Here is a 23,622-nt window from a genome sequence, read left to right on the forward strand (position 1 = left end):
GGCGACGGAATTGGTTGCCGGTATCGGCAGGTCGACCAAAGTCTAGTTAACGATTAGCCGACCAACCAATGTCGCTGACTACCGTTGCGATAGGCGTTGACTATACGCTGGATCTCTACCCCCCGATTGATACCCCTGATATCTCCCCCTGGCTGGATCAGAACAGCAGATAGACGACGCCGGCCAGCAGGAAGCCGACCATCGACTCCAGCGCCTGCTGCACGGTCCAGGTCATCAGCGTGGTCTTGACGTCCATGCCCAATAGCCGCCCCACCAGCCAGAAGCCGGAGTCGTTGACGTGGCCGGCGAACACCGAGCCGGCGGCGGTGGCGAGGGTGATCGCGACCACCTGCATGGCCGAGAAATCGCCGCTGGCGACGGCGGGTGCCATCAGCCCGGCGGCGGTGACCAGCGCCACCGTGGCCGAGCCCTGGGCCAGGCGCATGACCACCGCGACCAGATAGGCGGCGACGATCACCGGCATGCCCAGATCGCTCATCGAATCCGACAGCGCATCGCCGATGCCAGAGGCCTGCAGCACGCCGCCAAACATGCCGCCGGCGCCGGTGATCAGGATCACCGAGCAGATCGGCCCCAGCGAGGAGTCGACGATCTTCTCCAGCGCGCTGCCGCCTTCACCGCGGCGGCTGCCCAGTACGTAGATCGCCACCAGCACCGAGATCAGCAGCGCGATCGGCGTCTCGCCCAGCGAGGAGAGAAACTGGAACCAGGTGGCGTCGCTGTCGGCCACGCCGGCGGCGCGGGCGAAATCGAGCCCGGTGTTGAGAAAGATCAGCGCCAGCGGCAATAGCAGCAGCGCGATGACCGTGCCCACGCTGGGCGGGTTCTCGATGGTGTCGTTGTCCTGGCCGCCGAACAGGCTGACTTCGAGCTTGAAGTCGAAGCGGCTGGCGGCGAAACGCCCCCACAGGTAACCCGAGAGGTACCACATCGGGAAGGCGATCAGGATCCCCACCAGCAGTACCAGGCCCAGATTGGCACCGTAGAGCTCGGTGGCGGTGACCGGGCCGGGGTGGGGCGGCACGAACACATGCATCACCGAAAACGCCGCCGCCGCCGGCAGCGCATAGAGCAGTACCGGGCCACCGAGGCGCTTGGCCACCGCGAAGATGATCGGCAGCATCACGATCAGCCCGGCATCGAAGAAGATCGGGAAGCCCATGATCAGCGAGGCGATACCCAGTGCGAACGGTGCGCGCGACTCGCCGAACAGCGACACCATGCGTTCGGCCAGCACCTGGGCACCGCCAGAGTGCTCCACCAGCTTGCCGAGCATGGCGCCGAAGCCAACCAGCAGCGCCACCGAACCCAGCGTGCCGGCGAAGCTGTCGGTCATGGTATCGACGATGGCGCCGGCGGGGATGCCGGTGGCAAAGGCGGTCAGCAGGCTGACCAGCACCAGGGTGGGGAAGGCGTGCAGATGAAAGCGAATGATTAGAACCAGCAGCAGGGCGATCGCGGCGGCGGCGATGCCGAGCAGTGGCCCGGCCGACAGGGTTTGCGTCCAGCCGTCCATGGGAGAGACCTCTAGTAGGGAAACCTGATCTATCAAAGTGGCATGAAGTGGGCAACGACGACAGTCGACGATGGTCTTTATGTCAGATATTGAATGATCAATGTCGGACAATAGCGAGCAGGGAGTGAAAAGGGGTGAGGGAAAGGAGAGGAGAACGGAGAGGGGCGTGTTACCGATTTGAACAATCGGTCACCGCGACCAACACTGAAAGACCGACTCCTCGGATGGACACCACGACATGTACCGTCGCCTCTTTTATCTTCTCGTTCCCGTGATGCTGGCGCTGATTCTCGCCGTCGGCGTGGTCTGGCACCCCTGGCTGTGGCTGCTGCTGTTATGGGTGCCGCTGGCGCTGATCGGCTGGCGCGATCTGAGTTCCACCGCCAACGTGCTCTACAACTATCCGCTGATTGGCCACCTGCGCTACATGCTCGAGTTTGTGCGCCCGGAGCTGCGCCAGTACTTCTTCGAGTCCGAGACCAGCGGGCGGCCCTTCTCCCGTGAGCAGCGCAACCTGATCAATGCCCGTGCCGATGGCACCGGCGACACCTCGCCGTTCGGCACCATCCGTGACGTCGATGCCGCCGGCTACAACTTCTCCTTCCACTCGATGGCGCCGCGCAAAGTGCCCGACGAGCAGCGCTTCATCACCATTGGCGGCCCCCAGTGCACACGCCCCTACCGCTCGTCGCGCCTCAACATCTCGGCGATGAGCTTCGGCTCGCTCTCGGGCAACGCCATCGAGGCGATGAACCTGGGGGCCAAGCAGGGCGGCTTTGCTCACGACACCGGTGAAGGCGCGATCAGCCCCTATCACGAGAAGCACGGCGGTGATCTGATCTGGGAGCTGGGCACCGCCTACTTCGGCTGTCGCCACAAGAATGGCCGCTTCGACGCCGAGACCTTTCGCGACAAGGCGCGCCGCGATCAGGTCAAGATGGTCGAGATCAAGATCTCTCAGGGGGCCAAGCCCTCTCACGGCGGGCTGCTGCCGGGGGCCAAGGTCAATCAGGAGATCGCCAGCACGCGCCAGATCGAGGCCGGCCAGGACTGTGCCTCGCCCCCCGCGCATCCGGAGTTCTCCAACCCACGCGAGCTGATGGCGTTCGTCGCCCGGCTGCGCGAACTCTGCGACGGCAAGCCGGTGGGCATCAAGCTGTGCCTCGGTGTGCGCCACGAATTCCTGGGTATCTGCAAGGCGATGATCGAGACCGGCACCCTGGTCGACTTCATCGTCATCGATGGCGCCGAGGGTGGCACCGGCGCGGCACCGCAGGAGTTCTCGGACCGCCTCGGCGTGTTCATCGACGAGGCGCTGCCGTTCGTCGACAACGCCCTGCGCGGCGCCGGGCTGCGCGACAAGATCCGCCTGGTCGCCAGCGGCAAGGTCGCCCTGGGCTACGACATGGTGGTCAAGACCGCGCTCGGCGCCGACATGTGCAACGCTGCGCGCCCATTCATGTTCGCGGTCGGATGTATCCAGGCCCGGCGCTGCCACACCAACAAGTGCCCCACGGGCGTGGCCACCCAGGACCCCAAGCGGGCACGCGCGATCAACGTGCCGGAGAAGGCCGAGCGGGTGGCGCGCTATCACCGCGCAACCCTGGATGGCTTCGCCGCGATCACCGGCGCCATGGGGCTCGAGCGTTTCGATGCGCTGACCCCGGACCATATCCGCCACCGCAGCAGCTATGCGCCGGCGCGTGGCTATGCGGCGTTCGAGCTGCCACGGCTGACCGACGGCCAGCTGCTGGTGGATGAGATTCCCGAGGCGTGGCAGGCCGACTGGCGCGCTGCCGCCGTCGATCACTTCTGAGCCGGCGCCGGGGGCGCATGCCAGGGCGCGCGTGAACTCTGCTCATGGCGTAGGCTCTGAGATTCGATGCCAACGACGACAAGCAGGAGACGCGCGATGCGCCGCTTCCCCGGATTTCTCTATCTTGCCAAGACGCCCGATGCCGCGGGCGGAGGGGCCGACCTCGACGTGACCGCCGAGGCCGACGCGCACCGCTGGCTGGAGGCGATCGACGACCCCGCGGCGCTGGCCTGGGTCGAGGCGCACAACCGCGAGACCCTCGGCGCCCTGGGCGGCCCCGAGCTCGATACGCTGAGCGCCGAGCTGCGCGAGATCCTCGATGCCGACGACCGCATCCCCTTCGTGGTCAAGCGCGGTGAGCACTACTACAACTTCTGGCAGGATGCCGACCACCCGCGTGGGGTATGGCGGCGGACCCACTGGGCCGACTACTGCCAGGCCAGGCCGGCGTGGGAAGTGCTGATCGACGTCGACGCGCTCAACGCCGCCGAGGGCGAGAGCTGGGTGTGGCACGGCGCGCACTGCCTCGAGCCCGAGGACCCGGCGGGCACCTGGGAGCGGGCGCTGGTCTCACTCTCTCCGGGCGGAACCGATGCCGACGTGACGCGCGAGTTCGATCTCATCGACAAGCGCTGGGTCGAGGAGGGCTTCCAGCGGCCCGCGGCCAAGGGCGGGATGAGCTGGATCGACCGCGATACGGTCTATGTCTATACCGATTTCGGTGCCGATGCCGCGGGGCAGAGCGCGCTCACCAGCTCGGGCTATCCGCGCTGCGTCAAGCGCTGGCGGCGGGGGCAGCCGCTGGCGGCGGCGGAGACGCTGTTCGAGGCGGCGGAGAGTGATCTGATGGCGGTGGCCTTTCGCGATCACACCCGCGGCTTCGAGCGCGACTTCATCCACCACGCCCTGGCGTTCTACGAGCAGCGCTTGATCGAAAGGCTACCCGATGGCACCCAGTTGCCGCTCGACCTGCCGCTCTCGGCCCAGGCCAGCGTGCACCGCGAGTGGCTGCTGGTACTGCTGCGCGACGACTGGATGCCAGAGACGACCCGCTACCCCAGCGGGGCGCTGCTGGCGATCGACTACGCCGCGTTCAAGGCCGGCGCCCGCGACTTCCGCGTGCTGTTCACGCCGGATGCCCGGCGCTCGCTGGAAGGGTTCGAGTGGACCCGCCACTACCTGGTGCTGGATATCCTCGAAGACGTCAAACACCGCTTCGTGCGCCTCGAACCGCGCGTCGAGGGCGAATGGTCGAGCTTTGCCCTCGACGCCCTGCCAGCCACCGGCGAGGTCGGTCTTTCGGCGGTGGACGACGAGGCCAGCGACGAGGTCTTTGTCGTGGTTACCGACTATCTGACGCCGACCACGCTATCGCGCCTCGACCTGGCCCAGGCCGAGACCGCGTCCGTGGCACCCAGCCCGGTCAAGCAGGCGCCGGCTTTCTTCGATGCCAGCGGCATGCGGGTCGAGCAGCGCTTCGCCACCAGCGCCGACGGCACCCGTGTGCCCTATTTCCTCGTGCTGCCGGCGGGCGCTGACGACGTTTCACGTGAAACAGCGCTGCCCACGCTGCTCTACGGCTATGGCGGTTTCGAGATTTCGCTCACGCCGCACTATGCCCCCGACGTGGGGCGCTGCTGGCTCTCCCGGGGCGGTGCCTACGCGGTGGCCAACATCCGCGGTGGCGGCGAGTACGGCCCGCGCTGGCACCGCGCCGCGCTCAAGGCGGATCGCCACAAGGCGTTCGAGGATTTCGCCGCGGTGGCCGCGGACCTGGTCGCCAGCGGCGTGACCACACCGCGTCGGCTGGGCATTCAGGGCGGCTCCAACGGCGGCCTGCTGGTGGGCAACATGATCACCCGCTACCCGGACCACTTCGCCGCTGCGGTCTGTGAAGTCCCGCTGCTCGATATGCGCCGCTACCACCAGCTCCTTGCCGGCGCTTCCTGGATGGCCGAGTACGGCGATCCGGAAAGCGACGACTGGGAACGCTTCCTGAAGGACTACTCGCCCTATCATAACCTGCACGAGGGCGTGGACTACCCGGCGGTGCTGTTCACCACCTCGACCCGCGATGACCGCGTGCACCCCGGGCACGCGCGCAAGATGATGGCGAAGATGGAAGCGATGCACGCAGGTGACGTCCACTACTACGAGAACACCGAAGGCGGCCACGGCGGCGCTGCCGACAACGCCCAGCGCGCCCGTCTCGGCGCGCTGGCGTGGCGTTTTCTGTGGCAAAGACTGGGAGCGAGCTAGGGCGCCGGCCGGCGTCTTGGTGCTGCGCGTGGCGCTCGGGCATACTGAGCGCCACGCTTCTCCCGCCCGCTCGGCCGGCGGGACACACCGACACGGAAGACCTCACCGATGAGTCAGAACACCATCAAGCTGGGCGTGGTGATGGATCCCATCGCCGATATCGCCTACAAGAAGGACACCACCCTGGCACTGCTGTGGGCGGCCAAGGCCAAGGGGTGGTCGCTCTACTACCTCGAGCAGGAGGATCTCTACCTCTACGAAGGGCGCGCCATGGGCAGCGTGCGCACGCTCGATGTGCACCGCGACCCGGAGCACTGGTTCGATCTCGGCGAGCGCGAGGCGATGCCGCTGGGCGAGCTCGACGTGATTCTGATGCGCAAGGACCCGCCGGTGGACGGGCACTTCCTCAACGCCGTGCACCTGCTGGCGTTCGCCGAGCGCGAAGGCACCCTGGTGGTCAACCCGACCCGGGCGCTGTTCGAGTGCAACGAGAAGCTGTTCGCCCAGCAGTTCACCCAGTGCATCCCGCCCAGCGTGGTCTCCGCCAATGCGGCGGTGCTGCGCGCCTTCCAGGCCGAGCATGGCGATACCATCTTCAAGCCGCTCGACGGCATGGGCGGCACCGGGATCTTTCATATCGGCCCCGAGGGGCGCAACCTCGGCGCGGTGATCGAGCAGCTCACCGAGCGCGGCCAGCGCCAGATCATGGCCCAGCGCTACCTGCCTAAGATCAAGGAGGGCGACACCCGCATTCTGCTGGTCGATGGCGAGCCGGTGCCCTACGGCCTGGCGCGCATTCCCAGCGCCGGCGAGACCCGCGGCAACCTGGCCGCCGGCGGGCGCGGGGTCTCCCGCGAGCTGACCGAGCGCGACTACTGGCTGGTGGAGCAGGTCAAGCCGGCGATCCGCGAGCGCGGCCTGCTGTTCGTCGGGCTCGACGTGATCGGCGACTACATCACCGAGATCAATGTCACCAGCCCGACCTGCGTGCGCGAGATCGACGACCAGCGCGGTACCGATATCCCGGGGCTGCTGATGGCCGCGATCGAGACGCGTCTGGCTTGATTCCGCCGCGACACGACCCCATCTCGGCGTGTCCTGTCACGCTGCGCGCCAGTGAATGGCGCGCGACGCCCGGTGGCGCTGCGACTTCCGTCGCCCCGACGACAACGCCGGGATACGCGGGTGTTACACTGCAAGCTGACCTCAGGCGTGCCGGCAGGCCGGCGGCGCGCTGCGATTTCGACGGAGTCTCATGCAAAGCCTGAAACACTACTTCCTGATGGCGATGCCGCACCTGGAAGATCCCAATTTCGCCGGCACCCTGACCTATCTGTGCGACCACGATGACGATGGCACCTTGGGGGTGATCGTCAACCGGCCCTCCGAACTCACCCTGCAGGGGCTGTTCGAGCAGCTCGACATCGAGTCCGAGCCGGGGCCGCACAACGAGATCCTGGTCTACGACGGCGGCCCGACCTATCGCGACCGCGGGTTCATCCTGCACCGTGGCAGCGCCGGTGAGTGGGACTCCAGCATCCAGGTGGCCGAGGACATCGCCCTGACGACCTCGATGGACATGCTCCAGGCGATCGCCCAGCGGCGCGGCCCGGAGCACTTTCTGGTCACCCTGGGCTGCGCCGGCTGGAAGGCCGGTCAGCTCGAGGACGAGCTCAAGCAGAACACTTGGCTGACGGTCGAGGGTGACGGCGACATCCTGTTCCGCCAGCCCCCGGAGCAGCGTCTGGCCGCCGCCGCCGGGCGGCTCGGGGTCGACCTCAACCTGATGACCCGCGACGCCGGGCACGCCTGATGGCAAGCCTCGGCGGCGGCGCCAGCGACAAGCGCGGCCAGCGTCTGGTGATGGCCTTCGACTACGGTACTCGGCGGATCGGCGTGGCGGTGGGCAATGAGATGCTGGGCTCGGCCAGCGGCCTCGATCCACTGCCGGCGCGGGACGGCATTCCCGACTGGGCGCAGATCGAACGCCTGTTGGCGGAGTGGCAGCCGGACCTGCTGGTGGTGGGGCTGCCGATCCACGACGACGGCAGCGAGTCGGAGATGAGCGTGCGTGCGCGCAAGTTCGGCAATCGCTTGCACGGGCGCTTCGGCAAGCCGGTCGAGATGTTCGATGAGCGCGGCACCACCCAGGCGGCCAAGCAGATCGCCGCCCAAGGTGGCCACCGCGGCAACTACCGCGATCGCGGCGTCGACGGCATCGCCGCACAGCTGATTCTGGAGAACTGGTTCACCCGCGGGCAGGCGTGACACTGCATCCGGATGTCACGCTTGCCGCTCGATCCCGCCTGTCGCTCGATCCGGTATGTCTTATTGGGCCTTCAGCGTGCGATCGTCGACGCCGAAGGTCTCCGGCACGAACCAGCGCACCTCGCGCAGGTCGCGGGTGATCTCCTCTTCCACCTTGAGCAGGTGGGCGAAGATCGCCATGCGCATGGGGATACCGTTGTCGGTCTGGCGGAAGATCGCCAGGCGCGGGTCGCCGTTGAGATCGGTGGAGAGGTCGTTGGCGCCGGGGCGGCTGTCCCGCGGCAGCGGGTGCATGACCACGGTGGTGGGCGAGCAGCGGCGGTCGAGGAAGCCGCGGTCGACGACGAAATCGGCGGTCAGCTCGGTGAAGCTTTCGGTCATCTCCGCGGTGAAGCGCTCGCGCTGGATGCGCGTGGCGTAGATCACGTCGACATCGGCAAAGTCCTCGGCCAGGCTGGGTCGGGTCTCGATACGGTGGCCGCGGGAGGCGACCAGGTCGATCAGGTGCTGCGGCATCTCCAGCCCCGGCGGCGACACCAGGGTGATGCGCAGGGGATCGTAGAGCGACAGCAGCTTGATCAGCGAGTGCACCGTGCGCCCGTACTTGAGATCCCCGGTCAGCAGCAGATGCGCCCCCGCCAGCGGCTTGCCCAGCCGCGCGAACTCCTTGCTGATGGTATAGACGTCGAGCAGCGCCTGGCTGGGGTGCTCGCCGGGGCCGTCGCCGCCGTTGATCACCGGCACCCGGGTCGCCTCGGCGAACTCTGCCACCGAGCCCTGCTCCGGGTGACGCATGACGATGGCATCGACATAGCCGCCCATCACCCGGCTGGTGTCGTAGAGCGACTCGCCCTTGGCCATCGACGAGAAGGTGAAGCCGGTGGTGTCGCAGACGCTGCCGCCGAGGCGGCAGAAGGCGGCGTTGAAGCTGATCCGCGTGCGCGTGCTGGCCTCGAAGAACAGATTGCCGAGCACTGCCCCCTCCAGTACCCGCGTCACCTGGCGCCGCTGGGCGATCGGTTCCATGCGCTCGGCGAGGCGTATCAGATGATCCACGGCGTCGCGATTGAGAGAGTCGACGGAGAGCAGGTGCGGGGACATGGCGGACCTCACTGGCGGGTGGCGGTATCGGGGCCGGTCTGGCCGGGCGATAGTGTAGCGCCGAGGCTCGCCGGGATCATCCGTCCCGCGATCAGCCGTCGCACGTCGCGATACTTGCCCCGCGCCTCAGGCCGGCGGTTCGCTGGGGGTCTTGCCGCCGAGCCTGGCGGTGATCTCGCGGGCGGTATCGGCGACCAGCGCGGCCAGCTCGGGCAGGCGCGAGTCGTCGATCCGCGCCACCGGGCCGGAGACCGAAATCGCCGCCAGCGGCAGGCCGCTCTCGTCGTGCAGGGTGGCGGCGACGCAGTTGAGACCGATGGCGTGCTCCTCGCGGTCGACCGCATAGCCCTGGCGCCGGATCGTCTCCAGCTGGGCGCGTAGCGTGGGCAGATCGGTGAGGGTATTGGGGGTCTCGCCCTCGAGGACGCGCCCGCCCATGATGCGCGCGAACTCCGGCTCGGGCATCCACGCCAGCAATGCCTTGCCCACGCCGGAGGCGTGCAGCGGCGCGCGCGAGCCCAGGCGGGTGATCATGCGCATCATCTGCGGCGATTCGCTCTGGGCCAGATAGACCACCATGCCGTCGTCACGGATGCCCAGGTTGGCGGTCTCGCCGCTGAGCGCGGTGAGCCGACGCAGGAAGGGGCGCGCGGTGGCGACGAAATCGCGCGCCTCGAGAAAGCTGTTACCGATACGGAAGGTCTTGACGTCGATCCGCCACAGGCCGTTGCTGCCATCCTGGGTGATGAAGCCCTGCTGGTGCAGCGCCTGCAGCAGGCGGTGGGCGGTGGAAGGGGCCAGGCCGACCGCATCGGCGGCCTCCGAGAGTGCCAGCCCGTTGGGCGCGGCGGCCAGCGCTTCGAGGATGGTCAGGCCGCGCACCAGCGACTGGCTGTGGCCACCGCCGCTCTTGCCAGCACTCTTGCCGCCACCGGCGGGGCGCCCGACCGCTCGGCGCTTCTCGCCGGTGGTCCGCTGCGCTGCCGTCTCGGGTACCTGCGGTTGCGTCGTGTCCGCTGCCCGTTGCTGGTTGGTGTCGCTCGCCCGCTGCCGCTTTCGTTCCGTCACCCGCTGCCGCTCTCGTGGTTGAGATTCGTGATTGAGATTCCTGGCTGAGCCCGGCGCGCGCCATGCGGGTGGCGCCGGGCATCGTTCAGGATAACCCGAGCGGTAGTAGGCTGTCTTCGTGGGCCGACGTCAGGCGGGGGTGGCGCGCGCCTCCAGGCGCAGCAGGGCGATCCGGTGGATCTGGGCAAGCGCGGTGTGGCGCTCGGCCTCCGGGGGCTGTGCCAGGCGCTGTTCGAAGGCGTCGAGAATGGCGTGGCGGTCGAGACCGCGTACGGCGATCACGAAGGGGAAGCCGAAGCGCTCGCGGTAGGCGGCGTTGAGCTGCTCGAAGCGGGCGAACTCATCCGGGGTGCACTGGTCGAGCCCGGCCCCGGCCTGCTCGCGGCGCGAATCCGCGGTCAGGGTCGCGGCCACGGCGGCCTTGGCGGCCAGGTCCGGGTGGGCGCGGATCAGCGCGAGCTGGGCCTCGGGGGAGGCGGCGTCGATCGGTTCGCGCAGCCGCGTGGCGAGCCCCGCGGGAGTATCGTGGCGGCTATCGAGGCCGCTGTCCCAGGCGGCGGCGGCGATCCACGCCGAGTGTTCGTAGATATCACCATAGCTGGCGATGAAATCCTCGCGCGTGAGCTGGCTGGGGCGTGGGTGCAGATGATCCGACATCGGGGCCGTCCCTTGAATCTGGTATATGAAGCGCTTTGAATAGAGTCACGTTCCGTGGGGCTGGCTCTAGGGTTTGTACGAAAAGTCATCGAGCGAAGGCGAGACAAGGCAAAAATCGGCGAAAACGCGGAGTTTACAGGGTGTAAATGAGCATTTTGACCGGGCTGGCGTTCCAGCCGATTTTTAACGCCGTATTGCCGAGCGCAGGTAGTTTTCGTACAAAGCCTAAGCTACCGCCAAGCGCTCGGGTCGATCCAGCCTTTCCCGGCAGCGGGCTGTCGACGCGCGCTGGCGCCCCTTTCTCCGCTTTCGATCGCGAGGCGTGCATGAGCGATACCGACTCTGGTTACCTGACTACCCACGTGCTGGATACCGCCCGCGGTTGCCCGGCCGTGGATCTTCGCATCGAGCTCTATCGCCTCGACGGCGAGCGCCGTACCCGGCTGTCGACGCTCCGGACCAATGCCGATGGGCGCAGCGACGCACCGCTACTGGCCGGCGCCGAGTTCCGCGCCGGCTGCTATGAGCTGATCTTCCACGCCGGCGACTATCTCGCCGCCAGCGGCGCGCCGGGGGGCTTTCTCGATCTCATCCCGATCCGCTTCACGGTCGATGCCCCCGGCGAGCACTACCACGTGCCGCTGCTGCTCTCACCCTTCGGCTACTCGACCTACCGCGGCAGCTGATCTGCCGCGGCGTGGGCAGCCCACGGCCCGGCCAATACAATCGCAAGGATGCACTCAAGGAGTCTGACAGCATGGGGAAACGCGCCGATGCCACCACGGCGGCGAGGCAGACGCCTGCGGCCAAGCCCGCGCGCCGTCGCGGGGCGGGCAAGGCCGGCGACGGTGCCGAGCGGCATCAGGAGATCTACCGGCGTATCCGCGAGGCGATCGTCGAACACCGGCTCAAGCCGGGGGCGCGCCTGCGCGAGGATGCCCTGGCCGAGGTCTTTGGCGTCAGCCGCACCGGCATCCGCAAGATCCTGCAGCGTCTGGCGCTGGAGCACCTGGTCACGTTGACCCCGCGCCGCGGCGCCAGCGTCGCCCGGCCGAGCATCGAGGAGGCGCGCGATGTCTTCGCCGCGCGCCAATTGGTGGAGTGTCAGCTGATGCCGTGGGCCGCCCGGCGCCTGACGCCGGCAGACGTCGCGGCGCTGCGCGAGCTGGCGGCGAGCGAGCGGCGCGCACTGCGCGCCGGGGAGCAGAGCCAGGCGATCCAGCTCTCGGCGCGCTTCCATCAGCGTCTCGCCGAGCTGGCCGGCAACGCCCCGCTGGCGGAGTTCATCGAGCGTCTCTGCTCGCGTTCGTCGCTGATCCTGGCGGTCTACGGCGGGCGTGGTCATCTGGGCTGTGAATCCCATGACCACGACGAGTTGGTGACGCTACTCGAGAGCGGCCGCGGCGAGCGCGCGGTGGCCTTCATGCAGCGCCATCTCAAGGCGATCGAGGCCTCGCTCTCCATTCATGACGAAGCGGATGAGGCACCGGATTTCTATACGATATTTTCATCCTGACAGGTGCCCTGCCGAGGCATCGTCGACACGCAAACCCCCGCCGATGGCGGGGTTTTTTGTGGCAGGGTCGCGCTCACCGATCAGGTGGCCACCGCCTTGCGTTCGGGCTGTTTCATCATCAGCAGGTAGTAGAGCCCGCCGCCCAGGGCGGCGCCGATCAGCCAGGCGTAGCCGCCCAGCACTTGTAGTGCCGGTACCCACACCGAGGCGATGGAGAACAGCGCGGCCAGGCCGAAGGCGAACAGGGCACGCCGGTTCCAGCCCTTGACGTAATGGTAGGCGCCACCGGGGTCGCTCGAGAACATGTCCTGGATATCCAGCCGCTGGCGCCGCACCAGGTAGTAGTCGACCACGATGATGCCGTAGAAGGGCGCGATCACGGCGCCGAGCGCATTGACGAAGCCGGGGATGCCGATGTGGCTGATCACGGCGACCCACAGCGCACCGACGAAGAAAGCGATCACCGCGGTGATCAGCCCGCCGACGCGAAAGCTGATCCGGCGCGGGAAGAGGTTGGCCAGGTCATAGGCCGGCGGAATGAAGTTGGCCACCAGATTGATACCGACGGTCGCGGCGAAGAACGTGACCGCGGCGAGCAGCGTCAGCGGCAGTGAGTCGACTCGCTCGATGATCTCGGAGGGGTTGGTCAGCGGTACGCCGAACAGCACCAGGGTGCCGGCGGTGATGATCAGGGCGATGAAGGAGAAGATGGCCACGTTGAGCGGCAGGCCCAGCAGGTTGCCGAGCTTCATGTCGCGTTCGCTTCTGACGAAGCGCGAGAAGTCGCCGAAGTTGATCACCACCGCCGCGAAGTAGGCGATCATGGTGCCGGTGATCGTCAGGAAGGCGCCCATGGCGCTGCCCTGATAGTCGCTGCTGGTGCTGAAGATGGTGCTGACCGCGGGCAGCAGGTCGCTACCGGCCTGGAACCAGACGACGATCATCAGCACGAGCATGACGACATAGACCAGCGGCCCCGCCCAGTTGAGGAAGTGCTTGATCTTGTCGACGCCCTGCCAGAACAGCGTGATCTGGAACAGCCAGACGACCACGAACGACAGCCAGCCGATGGCCGACAAGCCCAGCCACTGCCCGCCGGGGTCGCCGAACAGCGCCGTCAGCAGCAGCGTCAGGGCGGTCGAGGCGAAGTAGGTCTGCACCCCGTACCAGAAGATACCGATGATCGCGCGTAGCATGGCCGGCAGGTTGGCGCCGCGCACGCCCATGCTGGCACGGATCATTACCGGAAAGGGAATGCCGTACTTGACGCTGGGCCTGCCGCTCAGATTGACCAGCCACATCACCACGAAGCCGGCAAGGATGATCGCCGCCATCACCGCCCAGCCGTTGAGGCCGTAGGAGATGAACAGCGAAGCGGCCAGGGTGTAGCCGAACAGACTCTGGATGTCGTTCGCCCAGACATTGAATATCTCGAACCAGCCCCAGCTACGCTTGTGCTTCGGCAGAGGGGCAAGGTCTTCGTTGAAGAGCGTCCGGTCGATATGCCGGATGTTCAATTCTTGGTCGGTCATGGTGAAGGCCAGTTGTCATTGTGATTGATGCCAGGCCCTGTGCTGCGCAGCGCCCGCTCTCGGAGAGCATCCTTGCCCGCCCTGTCGTCGTTCCCGATGTCCTCGATGCCCTCGATGCCGTGGCCTCAGTCGCAAAAGCGCTGGCATGGAGACCAGTACTTCATCAGCAGGAAGTAGGTCAGCCCGGCCGGAAGCAGGCTGGCGTACCAGGAGACGGTGGAGAAACTGAAGGCCGAGACCACACCCACCAGGGTGGCGATCACGGCCCCGAGGTTCACGCCGCGGTAGGGCCCGCTCGAGTCGTACAGCTTGTCGAGATCCAGGGTGCGGCGGCGGATCAGGTAGTAGTCGACCACCAGGATGGCGAAGATGGGACCGAGGAAGGCGGAGTAGGTCTGCACGAAGACCTGCAGGCCGGCGGCGGACTCATCCTTGACCAGCTCCCAGGGGAAGGTAGCGAAGGCCAGCAGGCCGACGACCACCGCGGCCGTGCGGTACTTGAGCTTGAAGGTATCCATCAGCACGTAGGTCGGCGGCACCACGTTGTTGAGCACGTTGGTGGTGACCTGAGCGAAGGCGATGAACAGCAGAGTGGTCATCAGAAGCGGTGTATTGTCGACCGCATTGGCGAACACCTTGATCGGATCGGCGACGCCGGTGGCTTCGGAAACCATATAGCCGATCAGCCCCATGAACAGCGTGCAGGGCAGGATCGACATGGCGTAGATAGTGGTCAACAACCCCGGGCCGCTGCCCGCCTTGTGCTCACGGGAATAGTCGCTGACGTTGAGCATCATGGTGCTGTAGATGCCCAGGAACAGCATGGTCGCGCCCCAGAAGGGCATGCCCCAGGAGCCCTTCATGGTCAGCAGGCTGGCCGAGAGTTCGTCGCCGTAGCGCTGCGTGGTGCTGTAGAACATGTAGACCAGCGAGGCCAGGATAAAGGCGCTGCCAATGTTCTCCAGCCATTTGATGCCCTGGAAGCCCGTCACCGACAGGGCGATCTGCAGGAACTGGAAGGCAATGAAGTAGAAGATCAGGTTGTCGAAGCCGAACAGGGTCGCCGAGACCATGTTCAGCGCGCCGGCGCCGATCCAGCTCTGGAAACCGTACCAGACGATGGCGGGCACGGCGCGCACCAGCCCCGGCAGGCGGGTGCCGCTGAAGCCGAAGGCGCTGCGCGCCTGGACCATGAAAGGGATGCCGTATTTGTAGCCGGCGGCGCCGTTCAGGGCCAGGGCGATACCGATCACGAAGCAGCCGATGGCGATCGCCAGCGTCGCCTGGACCAGGTTCAGCGTGCCGACCACGCTGGAGCCCATGGTGAAGGTGCCGATCGACACGCAGCCGCCGAACCAGGCCAGTAGATAGGAGGTGCGACCCATGATGCGGGTCTGCTGTGGGGCCAGCGACTCCTGGCCGGCGGCCTTGGTGGCCGTGTCGGTTGGCTCGGCCGATAGGGTCCGAGCCGCATTGGAATCATGACGCATGCTGTCGTCCTCGCAAGAAGGGATCACTGTTGTTGTTGTCCCGGCCGTGAACCGGGCGAACTCTTGCGGCGTGCTGCTCGGGCTCTAGGGTTTCATGTGGCGCTATCCTGGCTGATGGCTGTGTGACCGGGGCGGCCTGTCCAACAGGGTTCGGCCCTCGTGGCTCGTATCACTCGCTCGATGTCTTGTGAGAGTTAGGTGCGAAAGTTATTTGTGAGAGTTATTTGCGAGAGTGACTTGCGAGAGTCTCGTGAGTGTCCTGGAAGCGTCAGGTACGCGTCATGTGAGACAGATGCTCGAAGCGCCCGGTGAAGGCCTTGGGCCGGGGGAAGGCCAGATCGCCGACCTTGCTGGTGCCCAGGCCCAGCCCCACCAGGGCCTCGCTGAGCTTGACCGCGGCGGTCACACCCTCGACTACCGGCAGGCCGACGGCGTTGCTGATCTCAGCGGTCAGGTCGGCCATGCCCCCACAGCCCAGGACGATGGCGCCGATGCCGTCCTCGTCACGGGCGCGCCGGCACTCCTCGATGATGCGGGTCAGCGCCGCGTCGCCGTCACTCTCCAGGTCCAGCACCGGAATCTCGGCCGCGCGCACGCGGCGGCAGTGGTGGCGAAAGCCGTACTGGTCGAGTAGGTGCTCGGCGATGATGCCGGTGCGACCCAGAGTGGTGACGATGGAGAAGCGGGTGCTGATCAGCGTGGCCATGTGGAAGGCTGCCTCGGCGATGCCGATGACCGGGGCACGGGTCAGCTCGCGGGCGGCCAGCAGCCCCGGGTCGCCGAAGCAGGCGATGATGTAGGCATCCACGCCCTCGCGCTCCCCCGCCATGACCTCTTCGAGCACGCCGACGGCACTGATGGCTTCATCGAAGTGGCTCTCGATGGAAACCGGGCCGCTCTTGGGGGTCGTCGCCACGATCTCGGTGCCCGGCGCCGCGATGCGTGCGGCCGCCTCACCGATGGTCGTGGTCATGCTGGTGGTGGTGTTGGGATTGATGACGCGAATCCGCATCGGGGAGTGACTCCTGAACGAGGCTCGACGCGGCGCAGCAGCAGGGCATCGAGGCCTGGCGGTATGGGCGGTGAGCTATAGTCTTTGTATACAAAAAAATCTAAGCGAGATGGCGGCGCAACGCAAGCAGGATGACCTCGTCAACGCCGCCCTGCAGACGTCGTCTGGGCGGCCATCATCGAGCTTTTCAAGCCATGTCAGTAGGTTGTCACCTGCCATCGAATGATTTTTCGCCGGGCGCTTGCGTATACAGCATCTGGCGCGATGCCTGAGCGCGAGACAGTCGGCTCGTGTCGGCGCATCATGGGCAGGCTTGCAGCGTGACTGGATACAATTCATGTTTCCCTTGTATGCATACATTTTCGTGCCGCCGATCGCGCGCCGAGTGGACACCGGCAGCGGATACCGGCACTGCACCCGGTACTAGAACAAGGAATTCTGCAATGACGTCTCCCGCGCATGACGGCTATCCCCGCGACCTGATCGGCTACGGCCGTAACCCGCCCCAGGCCAACTGGCCCGGCCAGGCGCGTGTCGCGGTGCAGTTCGTGCTCAACTACGAAGAGGGCGCGGAAAACTGCGTACTGCATGGCGACAGCCACTCCGAACAGTTTCTCTCCGAGATCGCCGGGGCCGAGGCCTACCCCGATCGTCATCTGAGCATGGAGTCGATCTACGAATATGGCTCCCGTGCCGGGGTGTGGCGGGTGCTCAAGGAGTTCGAACGACGCGGCCTGCCGTTGACGGTGTTCGGCGTGGCGATGGCGTTGGAGCGTAATCCGGAAGCCGCCCAGGCGTTCCGTGAGCTGGGTCACGAAGTGGCCTGCCACGGCTATCGCTGGATCCATTACCAGCACGTGCCGGAGGCGGTGGAGCGGGCGCATCTACAGCGCGCGCTGGCGATCTTCGAGTCGCTCTACGGCGAGCGCCCGCTGGGCTGGTACACCGGCCGCGACAGCCCCAACACGCGACGTCTGCTGGTCGACGAAGGTGGCTTCCTCTACGACAGCGACTACTACGGCGACGATCTGCCGTTCTGGCGCGATGTCGACGACAGTCAGGGGCGCAGCCAGCGCCACCTCATCGTGCCCTACACCCTGGACAGCAACGACATGCGCTTCGCCTCGCCGACCGGCTTCGATCACGGCGAGCCGTTCTTCCAGTATCTGCGTGACGCCTTCGACGTGCTCTATGCAGAGGGGGCGGAGACGCCCAAGATGCTCTCGATCGGCCTGCACTGCCGGCTGATCGGGCGCCCCGGGCGCTTCCGTGCGCTGCAGCGCTTCCTCGATCATCTCGAGGCCCACGACCGGGTGTGGATCACCCGGCGTGTGGATATCGCCCGCCATTGGGCCAGCCAGCACCCGCCCGCCTAACGGGCCGCTCGCGCCGGGTTCGGCTCACCTGAATCGAACCCGGCACCCCCGACGCCTCTTCGTGGTGCGTGGGCGCGCTCCCTTGCCCCCGTTTCGACCACTCTCTCTCCCTGGTCGGGCCGTCGAGACCGTGATGTCGGGCTTTTTTCACTGGCTAACTCCCTGAATCGACAGCGCAGATAACCGATCTGGCGCCGAGCTTGCTAAGACGTGATGTGAAACCAACGTTTCTCCTCCGATAGAGAAGTCGTCAATCGTTTCTCTATCGGCATCACGCTATCGGCATAACAACTGACAAGCTCTCTCGGGGAGGTATGGCATGTTCGCCTGCGTCAAGAATCGATTCTCGCGTCAACTCGTGCTGGCGCTCTGCTGCACCGTCGTCGCCGGCTTCACGGCTTTATCGGCCCAGGCCAGCGACCTGGCCACCATCGAACAGCGCGGCACACTGCGGGTGGCGGTACCGCAGGACTTCCCGCCCTTCGGTTCGGTGGGCACCGACCTGCAACCGCAGGGCTACGACATCGACATGGCGCACTATCTGGCCGACCAGATGGGTGTCGATCTGAAGCTGGTGACCGTCACCAGTGCCAATCGCATCCCGTTCCTGCAGACCGACAAGGTCGATCTGGTGATCTCGAGCCTGGGCAAGAACCCCGAGCGCGCTGCGGTGATCGACTTCACCGAGGCCTATGCGCCGTTCTTCCTCGGCGTGTTCGGCACGCCCGCTGCCGCAACGGTCGCAGACGCCGCCGGGCTCGCCGGCAAGACCATCGGCGTGACCCGCGGCTCGGTCGAGGACATGGAACTCTCCGATCTGGTGCCGAGCGATACCACCGTCCAGCGCTTCGAGGACAACGCCACCACGATCTCCGCCTTTCTCTCCGGCCAGGTCGACTACATCGCCACCGGTAACGTGGTCGCGGCACAGATCGCTGAGCGTAATACCGAGCGGGCACCGACCACGGTGTTGCGGATCAAGAATTCGCCCTGCTATATCGGCCTGGCCAAGGGCAACGAGGCGCTCAAGGCACGCGTCAATGCGCTGATCGAGCAGGCCAAGCAGGATGGCACGCTGGAATCGATGTCGCAGAAGTGGTTCCACACCACGCTGCCCGACGATCTCTCCTCCTGAGTGGGTAAGCGGTCATGACGCTGGATTTCTCCACGCTGCTGCCCTACACGGCGCAGATCCTCCACGGCTTGATGACGACGCTGTGGCTGACTGCGGTGACGACGATGGCCGGGATCGCGTTGGCGATCGTCGTCGCCTACCTGCGGGACGCTGCCGTCAACGGCCGGCCGAGCCTCATTGGCCGCCTGCTGGGCGGCTATGTCGAGGTCATCCGCAACACGCCGTTCATCGTCCAGCTGTTCTTTCTGTTCTTCGGCCTGCCGGCGCTGGGCGTTCCGATCAGCGCCACGGTCGCGGCGCTACTGGCGATGATCCTCAATCTCGGCGCCTATACCGCCGAGATTCTGCGTGCGGGGATCGACTCGACCCAGAGAGGTCAGCATGAAGCCGCCCGCGCGCTGGGGCTATCGCGTCTGCAGAGCTTCCGGCACGTGGTCCTGGTGCCGGCGTTCTCGCGGGTTTATCCGTCGCTGATCAGCCAGTGCATCATCGTGATGCTGGGCTCCGCGGTGGTGTCCCAGATTTCGGTCTTCGACCTGACCTACGCCGCCAACTTCATCCAGTCGCGCAGCTTCCGCGGCTTCGAAGTCTATCTGGTGGTGACGCTGATCTATCTGCTGTTGGCGGTGGGGCTGCGGCTGGCGTTCGAGTTCGCCGGGCGCCGCCTGTTCGCGTTTCGCCAGGGGGGCGGCATGACCGATTTCACGCTGTGGGACATCGTCCGCAACCTGCTGCTGGCAGGGCGCTGGACGGTGGTCCTGTCGTTGATCGCCTTCATCGGCGGAGCCGCCGTCGGGCTGATGTTGACCCTGCTGCGCATGGGCGGGCTGAAGCCGATCCGCTGGTCGATCCGGCTCTACGTCGATCTGTTCCAGGGCACGCCGCTGCTGATGCAGCTGTTCCTGGCCTATTTCGGTGCCGCGGCACTGGGGCTCGATGTCTCCGCCTGGACCGCGGCCAGCGTGGCGCTGACGCTGTTCACCAGCGCTTTTCTGTGCGACATCTGGCGCGGCTGCGTCGAGGCGGTACCCAGCGGCCAGTGGCAGGCCTCCCGGGTGCTCGGACTCAACTATCTGCAGTCGATGCGCCACGTCATCCTGCCGCAGGCGCTGCGCCTGGCGGTGCCGCCCACCGTCGGCTTCTCGGTACAGGTCATCAAGGGCACCGCGCTGGCCTCGGTGATCGGCTTCGTCGAGCTGACCAAGGCCGGCACCATGCTCAACAACGCGGCGTTCGCGCCCTTCACCATCTTCGCGCTGGTGGCGCTCGGGTATTTCATCCTCTGCTATCCGCTGTCCCGCTACGCCCGTCATCTGGAGAAAAAGCTCTATGGCGCTGGTATCCGTTAAAGACCTGCATAAATCCTTCGGCGAGCTGGAGGTGCTCAAGGGCATCGATCTGGAGATCGAGGCCGGCGAGGTGGTGTCGATCATCGGTCGCAGCGGTTCGGGCAAGAGTACCTTGCTGCGCTGCCTCAACCAGCTCGAGCAACACGACTGGGGCACCATCCATCTGGCCGATCAGCGCCTCGACGGCAGCGCGATGTCGCCGGGCGAGCTGAGCCAGAACGTCGGCATGGTGTTTCAGAGTTTCAACCTGTTCCCGCACAAGACGGTGGTCGAGAACGTGATGCTGGCACCGGTGGTGGTCAAGCAGACGCCCCGCGCCGAGGCCCGCAAGATCGCCGAGGAGGTGCTCGACAAGGTGGGGATGTCCGAGAAGGTCGACGCCTATCCTGCCCAGCTCTCCGGCGGCCAGCAGCAGCGCGTGGCGATTGCCCGGGCCCTGGCGATGCATCCCAAGGTGCTGCTGTGCGACGAGGTGACCTCGGCGCTCGACCCCGAACTGGTGGGCGAGGTGCTGCGCGTGCTCGAAGACCTGGCCAGTGAAGGGATGACACTGATCCTGGTCACCCATGAGATGAAGTTCGCCCGCGACGTCAGTGACCGCGTCGTCTTCATGCATCAGGGGCGGATCCATGAATCCGGCGACCCGCAGACGCTATTCACCCGGCCGCAGACGCCGGAGCTCGCCCACTTCATCGCCTCGGTGCTATGAGCCGGTGTCGGGGGGATACGGCTCGTGGCCCCGGACGCGGCGGCGGGGGATATCGATGATAGAGTGGCCGCAGCTCTGGTCAGAACATGATGCGCCCGGGAGTGTGAGTCAGGGAGTGTGAGCCAGGGAAGGTAAGTCAGGTAACGAGAGTCAGGGAACGAGAGGCAGGGACAGCACCCATGCAGGGCCATATCGGACGTCAGCTCCAGCAGCGCTTCGGCGAACTGGCGCCGCAGGAGCGGCGCGTCGCCAGCTTCATTCTGGATCACTTCGAGGATCTCGCGATCTACAGCGCCGCCGATCTGGCGCGTCTCTCGGGGGTCTCCAAGGCCACCGTGACGCGGCTGTTCCGGCGCCTGGGCTACGCCGACTTCAAGGCGGTCAAGGCCCACGCCCGGGAGCTGCGCCACTTCGGCGTGCCGCTGGCGGCGGGCAGCGACGCCCTGGGCGAGGGCGCCGAGCGCTGTGCCCGGCACCTGGCCCGCGAGCAGGAGAATCTGCAGCGCTGCCTCGACGGGCTCTCGGCGGCCAGCTTCGAGGCGGTGATCGACGCCCTCGACGCCGCGCCGCGGCTGGCGGTGGTGGGCTATCGCAACAGCTACCCGCTGGCGCTGCATCTACGCCAGCAGCTACTGCAGTGCCGCCCCGGCGTGGCGCTGTGGCCGGCGCCCAATCAGTCGCTGGCCGAGGAGCTCGCCGAGCTCGATCCCGAGACCCTGGTGGTGCTGTTCGGCTTCCGCCGCCGGCCGCGGGTGTTCGAGGCGCTGGTCGAGACCCTGGCGGCGCGCGGGCAGCGCTGTGTGCTGATCGGCGATGCCACCACAGCGCGCTACGCCGAGCGCGTCACCTGGCGGCTCGAGTGCCCGCTGGACAGCGTCTCGGCCTTCGACAGCTACGCCGCGCCGATGAGCCTGATCTGCCTACTGGTCAACGCCCTGCTGCACCGCCGGCTGGCATCGGGACGGGCGCGGATCGATGGCATCACCGACCTGTATGAGTCGCTCGACGAGCTGGGCCCCTGAAGGGCTGCCCGGAACCCTGCGCTCCATTCACGAGCGCAGGCCGTTTTCGTAGCGCGCCTAACCCTGCCAGCCGCTGGCCTGGGCAAACAGCAACAGGGTCACGGCGATCGCCACCCAGGCGCCGAACAGGGGTAGGAAGAAGCGCACCCAGCGCTGCCACGGCACGCCGGCCAGGGCCAGGGTGGCCATGAAGTAGCCGGAAGTGGGGTAGAGGATATTGCCGATGCCATCGCCAAGCTGATAGGCGAGGACCGCGGTCTGGCGGGTCACCCCGAGCAGGTCCGAGAGCGGTGCCATGATCGGCATGGTCACCAGCGCCTGACCGCTGCCGGAGGGGACCACGAAGTTGAAGCCGAGCTGGGCCAGATACATGCCCAGCGCCGAGAACAGCGTGGGCAGCCCGCCCACCGCGACCCCGAGGCCGTGGACCATGGTGTCGAGTACCTGGCCATCTTCCAGTACCACGGCCACGGCGCGGGCGATACCCGCGATCATGGCGCCGACCATGACGTCGCGGAAGCCCTCGTTGAAGCCTTCACAGATGGCATCGACCTTAAGTCCGGCGATCAGGCCGACGACGATACCCATGACGATGAACAGCCCCGCCATCTCGAGCATGAACCAGCCCTGCCCGAGCACGCCGTAGACCAGCGCGGCGAAGAAGCCCAGGGCGGCCAGGATGGCGGCCTTCTGGCGTCCGCTGGCGCGCGGCTTGTCGGCATCCAGCGCATGCTGGTAGTGGTGCCGCTTGGCGTGCTCGCCGGCGTCGTCGTCGAGCAGGCTGGCGCTGGCGTCGTCACGCACGCGGCGGGCATAGCGCAGCACCCACGCCACGGCCACCGCGAGCATGGCGACCAGTGCCACCAGGCGCAGGCCGAAGCCCGAATAGAGCGGCAGATGAGAGAGCTGCTGGCCGAGCCCGGTGTTGATCGGGTTGAGCACGCCGGCGGTGAAGCCGGCGGTGGTGGCACACAGCGCGACCGCGGCGGCGACCACCGAGTCGAAGCGCAGCGCGATCATCAGCGGCAGGATCACCGGCACGTAAACCAGCGACAGCTCCTGGGTGCCGATCAGCGTGGCGATGACGGCGAACAGCGTCATCAGTACCGGAATCACCCACAGGCTGCGTCCGGCGAAGTGGCGCGTCAGGTTATCCACACCCAGTTCGATGATGCCGGTACGCCGCAGCACCGCGAACATGCCGCCGATGATCAGGGTGAAGAACACCACCTGACCGGCACTCATCAGGCCGTTGGGGATCGCCAGCAGGAAGTCGGTCAGCCCGGTCGGCGTGGCGGGCACGTAATGGAACGAGGCCGGGTCGATGGTGGTGCGTCCCGCTGGCCCCGGCACGCGCTCGTAGACGCCGGCGGGGATCAGGTAGGTGGCGATGGCCGCGAGGATGATGAAGAGGAAAAGAATGGCGTAGATATGCGGTATATGAAACGATCGTTTCTTGTGCGAACGGTCAAGATCCGCCTCGGATGATGGGCTCATGGACGCTTCGTCCTCTCTGTCGTGTTGCTGTTGTGATGGCCGGACGAGCCGGCGGAGAGCGCGTGCCTGCGGCGTATGACGCCGCCCCCTGTTTATCCTTGTGGTGACGCCCTGGGCGCGTCCGAGACGCGGGGCCGTTCGGACCCGATCGATAGTTTCACAACTCGATGGCCGCGAAAAGCCCTCTTCCGTTACGCTGGTTTCATTGGCGTTTCATGCACTTTGCTTGATGTTTCACGGGCCTGTGCCGGCCCGGGGCTCGATCGCGAGTCGCCCGG

Annotated in this window: 20 protein-coding genes; 12 read left to right on the forward strand and 8 right to left on the reverse strand. The window is 66.5% G+C overall.

Translation table 11 applies throughout. The features are described from left to right. Positions 1–157 precede the first annotated feature (157 nt). On the reverse strand, positions 158–1,537 hold the full coding sequence (locus QO259_RS19255; RefSeq protein ID WP_285951231.1) for a GntP family permease: 1,380 nt from the start codon (positions 1,535–1,537) through the stop codon (positions 158–160). Between the two features lie 238 nt (positions 1,538–1,775). Here QO259_RS19255 and QO259_RS19260 point away from each other — a divergent pair, with 238 nt between their 5' ends. The 5 genes from QO259_RS19260 (at position 1,776) to ruvX (ending at position 7,880) form a co-directional block, all read left to right on the forward strand. Continuing rightward, entirely contained in the window at positions 1,776–3,353 is a 1,578-nt protein-coding gene (locus QO259_RS19260; protein ID WP_285951232.1) for an FMN-binding glutamate synthase family protein, read from the forward strand. Positions 3,354–3,449: 96 nt separating this feature from the next. Beyond that, positions 3,450–5,612 (forward strand): prolyl oligopeptidase family serine peptidase, encoded by a 2,163-nt coding sequence (locus QO259_RS19265; RefSeq protein WP_285951233.1) that lies wholly within the window; start codon positions 3,450–3,452, stop codon positions 5,610–5,612. 108 nt (positions 5,613–5,720) lie between these two features. Then, the gene (gene gshB / locus QO259_RS19270) at positions 5,721–6,677 is read left to right on the forward strand and encodes a glutathione synthase (RefSeq protein WP_285951234.1); all 957 of its coding nucleotides are present in this window, start codon (positions 5,721–5,723) and stop codon (positions 6,675–6,677) included. A 190-nt stretch (positions 6,678–6,867) separates the two neighbouring features. Further along, positions 6,868–7,425: a YqgE/AlgH family protein gene (locus tag QO259_RS19275; RefSeq protein ID WP_035470720.1), complete on the forward strand. Its 558-nt coding sequence runs from the start codon at positions 6,868–6,870 to the stop codon at positions 7,423–7,425. After that, the gene (gene ruvX / locus QO259_RS19280; RefSeq protein WP_207036440.1) at positions 7,425–7,880 is read left to right on the forward strand and encodes a Holliday junction resolvase RuvX; all 456 of its coding nucleotides are present in this window, start codon (positions 7,425–7,427) and stop codon (positions 7,878–7,880) included. Before QO259_RS19275 ends, ruvX begins: the two co-directional genes overlap by 1 nt. A gap of 60 nt (positions 7,881–7,940) precedes the next feature. Here the strand turns inward: ruvX and pyrB are convergent, their stop codons facing one another. From pyrB to uraD, 3 genes are all read right to left on the reverse strand, one after another. Next, on the reverse strand, positions 7,941–8,981 hold the full coding sequence (gene pyrB, locus QO259_RS19285) for an aspartate carbamoyltransferase (RefSeq protein WP_207036438.1): 1,041 nt from the start codon (positions 8,979–8,981) through the stop codon (positions 7,941–7,943). Between the two features lie 126 nt (positions 8,982–9,107). Next, positions 9,108–10,049: an IclR family transcriptional regulator gene (locus tag QO259_RS19290; RefSeq protein ID WP_285951235.1), complete on the reverse strand. Its 942-nt coding sequence runs from the start codon at positions 10,047–10,049 to the stop codon at positions 9,108–9,110. Positions 10,050–10,178: 129 nt separating this feature from the next. Next, positions 10,179–10,706 (reverse strand): 2-oxo-4-hydroxy-4-carboxy-5-ureidoimidazoline decarboxylase, encoded by a 528-nt coding sequence (uraD, locus tag QO259_RS19295; protein ID WP_285951236.1) that lies wholly within the window; start codon positions 10,704–10,706, stop codon positions 10,179–10,181. Between the two features lie 326 nt (positions 10,707–11,032). On the opposite strand from uraD, the gene uraH reads away from it, so the two are divergent. Both uraH and QO259_RS19305 read left to right on the forward strand, forming a co-directional pair. Beyond that, positions 11,033–11,392 (forward strand): hydroxyisourate hydrolase, encoded by a 360-nt coding sequence (uraH, locus tag QO259_RS19300; RefSeq protein ID WP_285951237.1) that lies wholly within the window; start codon positions 11,033–11,035, stop codon positions 11,390–11,392. 71 nt (positions 11,393–11,463) lie between these two features. Beyond that, positions 11,464–12,222: a GntR family transcriptional regulator gene (locus QO259_RS19305; protein ID WP_285951238.1), complete on the forward strand. Its 759-nt coding sequence runs from the start codon at positions 11,464–11,466 to the stop codon at positions 12,220–12,222. Positions 12,223–12,302: 80 nt separating this feature from the next. Here the strand turns inward: QO259_RS19305 and QO259_RS19310 are convergent, their stop codons facing one another. The 3 genes from QO259_RS19310 to QO259_RS19320 all read right to left on the reverse strand — a co-directional run bounded on the left by QO259_RS19310 (position 12,303) and on the right by QO259_RS19320 (position 16,256). After that, positions 12,303–13,754, reverse strand: a complete 1,452-nt coding sequence (locus QO259_RS19310; RefSeq protein ID WP_285951239.1) for an NCS1 family nucleobase:cation symporter-1 — start codon at positions 13,752–13,754, stop codon at positions 12,303–12,305. A gap of 125 nt (positions 13,755–13,879) precedes the next feature. Beyond that, a complete protein-coding gene (locus QO259_RS19315; RefSeq protein ID WP_285951240.1) occupies positions 13,880–15,244 on the reverse strand; it encodes an NCS1 family transporter in 1,365 nt (454 codons plus the stop codon). Between the two features lie 268 nt (positions 15,245–15,512). Continuing rightward, positions 15,513–16,256, reverse strand: a complete 744-nt coding sequence (locus QO259_RS19320; RefSeq protein WP_285951241.1) for an aspartate/glutamate racemase family protein — start codon at positions 16,254–16,256, stop codon at positions 15,513–15,515. Positions 16,257–16,699: 443 nt separating this feature from the next. On the opposite strand from QO259_RS19320, the gene puuE reads away from it, so the two are divergent. The 5 genes from puuE to QO259_RS19350 all read left to right on the forward strand — a co-directional run bounded on the left by puuE (position 16,700) and on the right by QO259_RS19350 (position 21,847). Beyond that, positions 16,700–17,632: an allantoinase PuuE gene (puuE, locus tag QO259_RS19325; RefSeq protein ID WP_207036423.1), complete on the forward strand. Its 933-nt coding sequence runs from the start codon at positions 16,700–16,702 to the stop codon at positions 17,630–17,632. Positions 17,633–17,951: 319 nt separating this feature from the next. Continuing rightward, positions 17,952–18,767: a transporter substrate-binding domain-containing protein gene (locus tag QO259_RS19330; protein WP_285951242.1), complete on the forward strand. Its 816-nt coding sequence runs from the start codon at positions 17,952–17,954 to the stop codon at positions 18,765–18,767. Between the two features lie 14 nt (positions 18,768–18,781). Beyond that, entirely contained in the window at positions 18,782–20,116 is a 1,335-nt protein-coding gene (locus tag QO259_RS20410; protein ID WP_502949122.1) for an amino acid ABC transporter permease, read from the forward strand. Then, complete coding sequence (locus tag QO259_RS19345; RefSeq protein ID WP_285951243.1) at positions 20,097–20,825, forward strand: amino acid ABC transporter ATP-binding protein; 729 nt, start codon at positions 20,097–20,099, stop codon at positions 20,823–20,825. Before QO259_RS20410 ends, QO259_RS19345 begins: the two co-directional genes overlap by 20 nt. 179 nt (positions 20,826–21,004) lie before the next feature. Further along, entirely contained in the window at positions 21,005–21,847 is an 843-nt protein-coding gene (locus QO259_RS19350) for a MurR/RpiR family transcriptional regulator (RefSeq protein ID WP_207036415.1), read from the forward strand. A 57-nt stretch (positions 21,848–21,904) separates the two neighbouring features. On the opposite strand, the gene QO259_RS19355 is transcribed toward QO259_RS19350, so the two are convergent. After that, positions 21,905–23,344, reverse strand: a complete 1,440-nt coding sequence (locus QO259_RS19355; protein WP_285951244.1) for a YfcC family protein — start codon at positions 23,342–23,344, stop codon at positions 21,905–21,907. Between the last annotated feature and the right edge of the window lie 278 nt (positions 23,345–23,622).

Source organism: Salinicola sp. JS01 (genome assembly GCF_030284585.1).
Lineage (GTDB): Bacteria > Pseudomonadota > Gammaproteobacteria > Pseudomonadales > Halomonadaceae > Salinicola.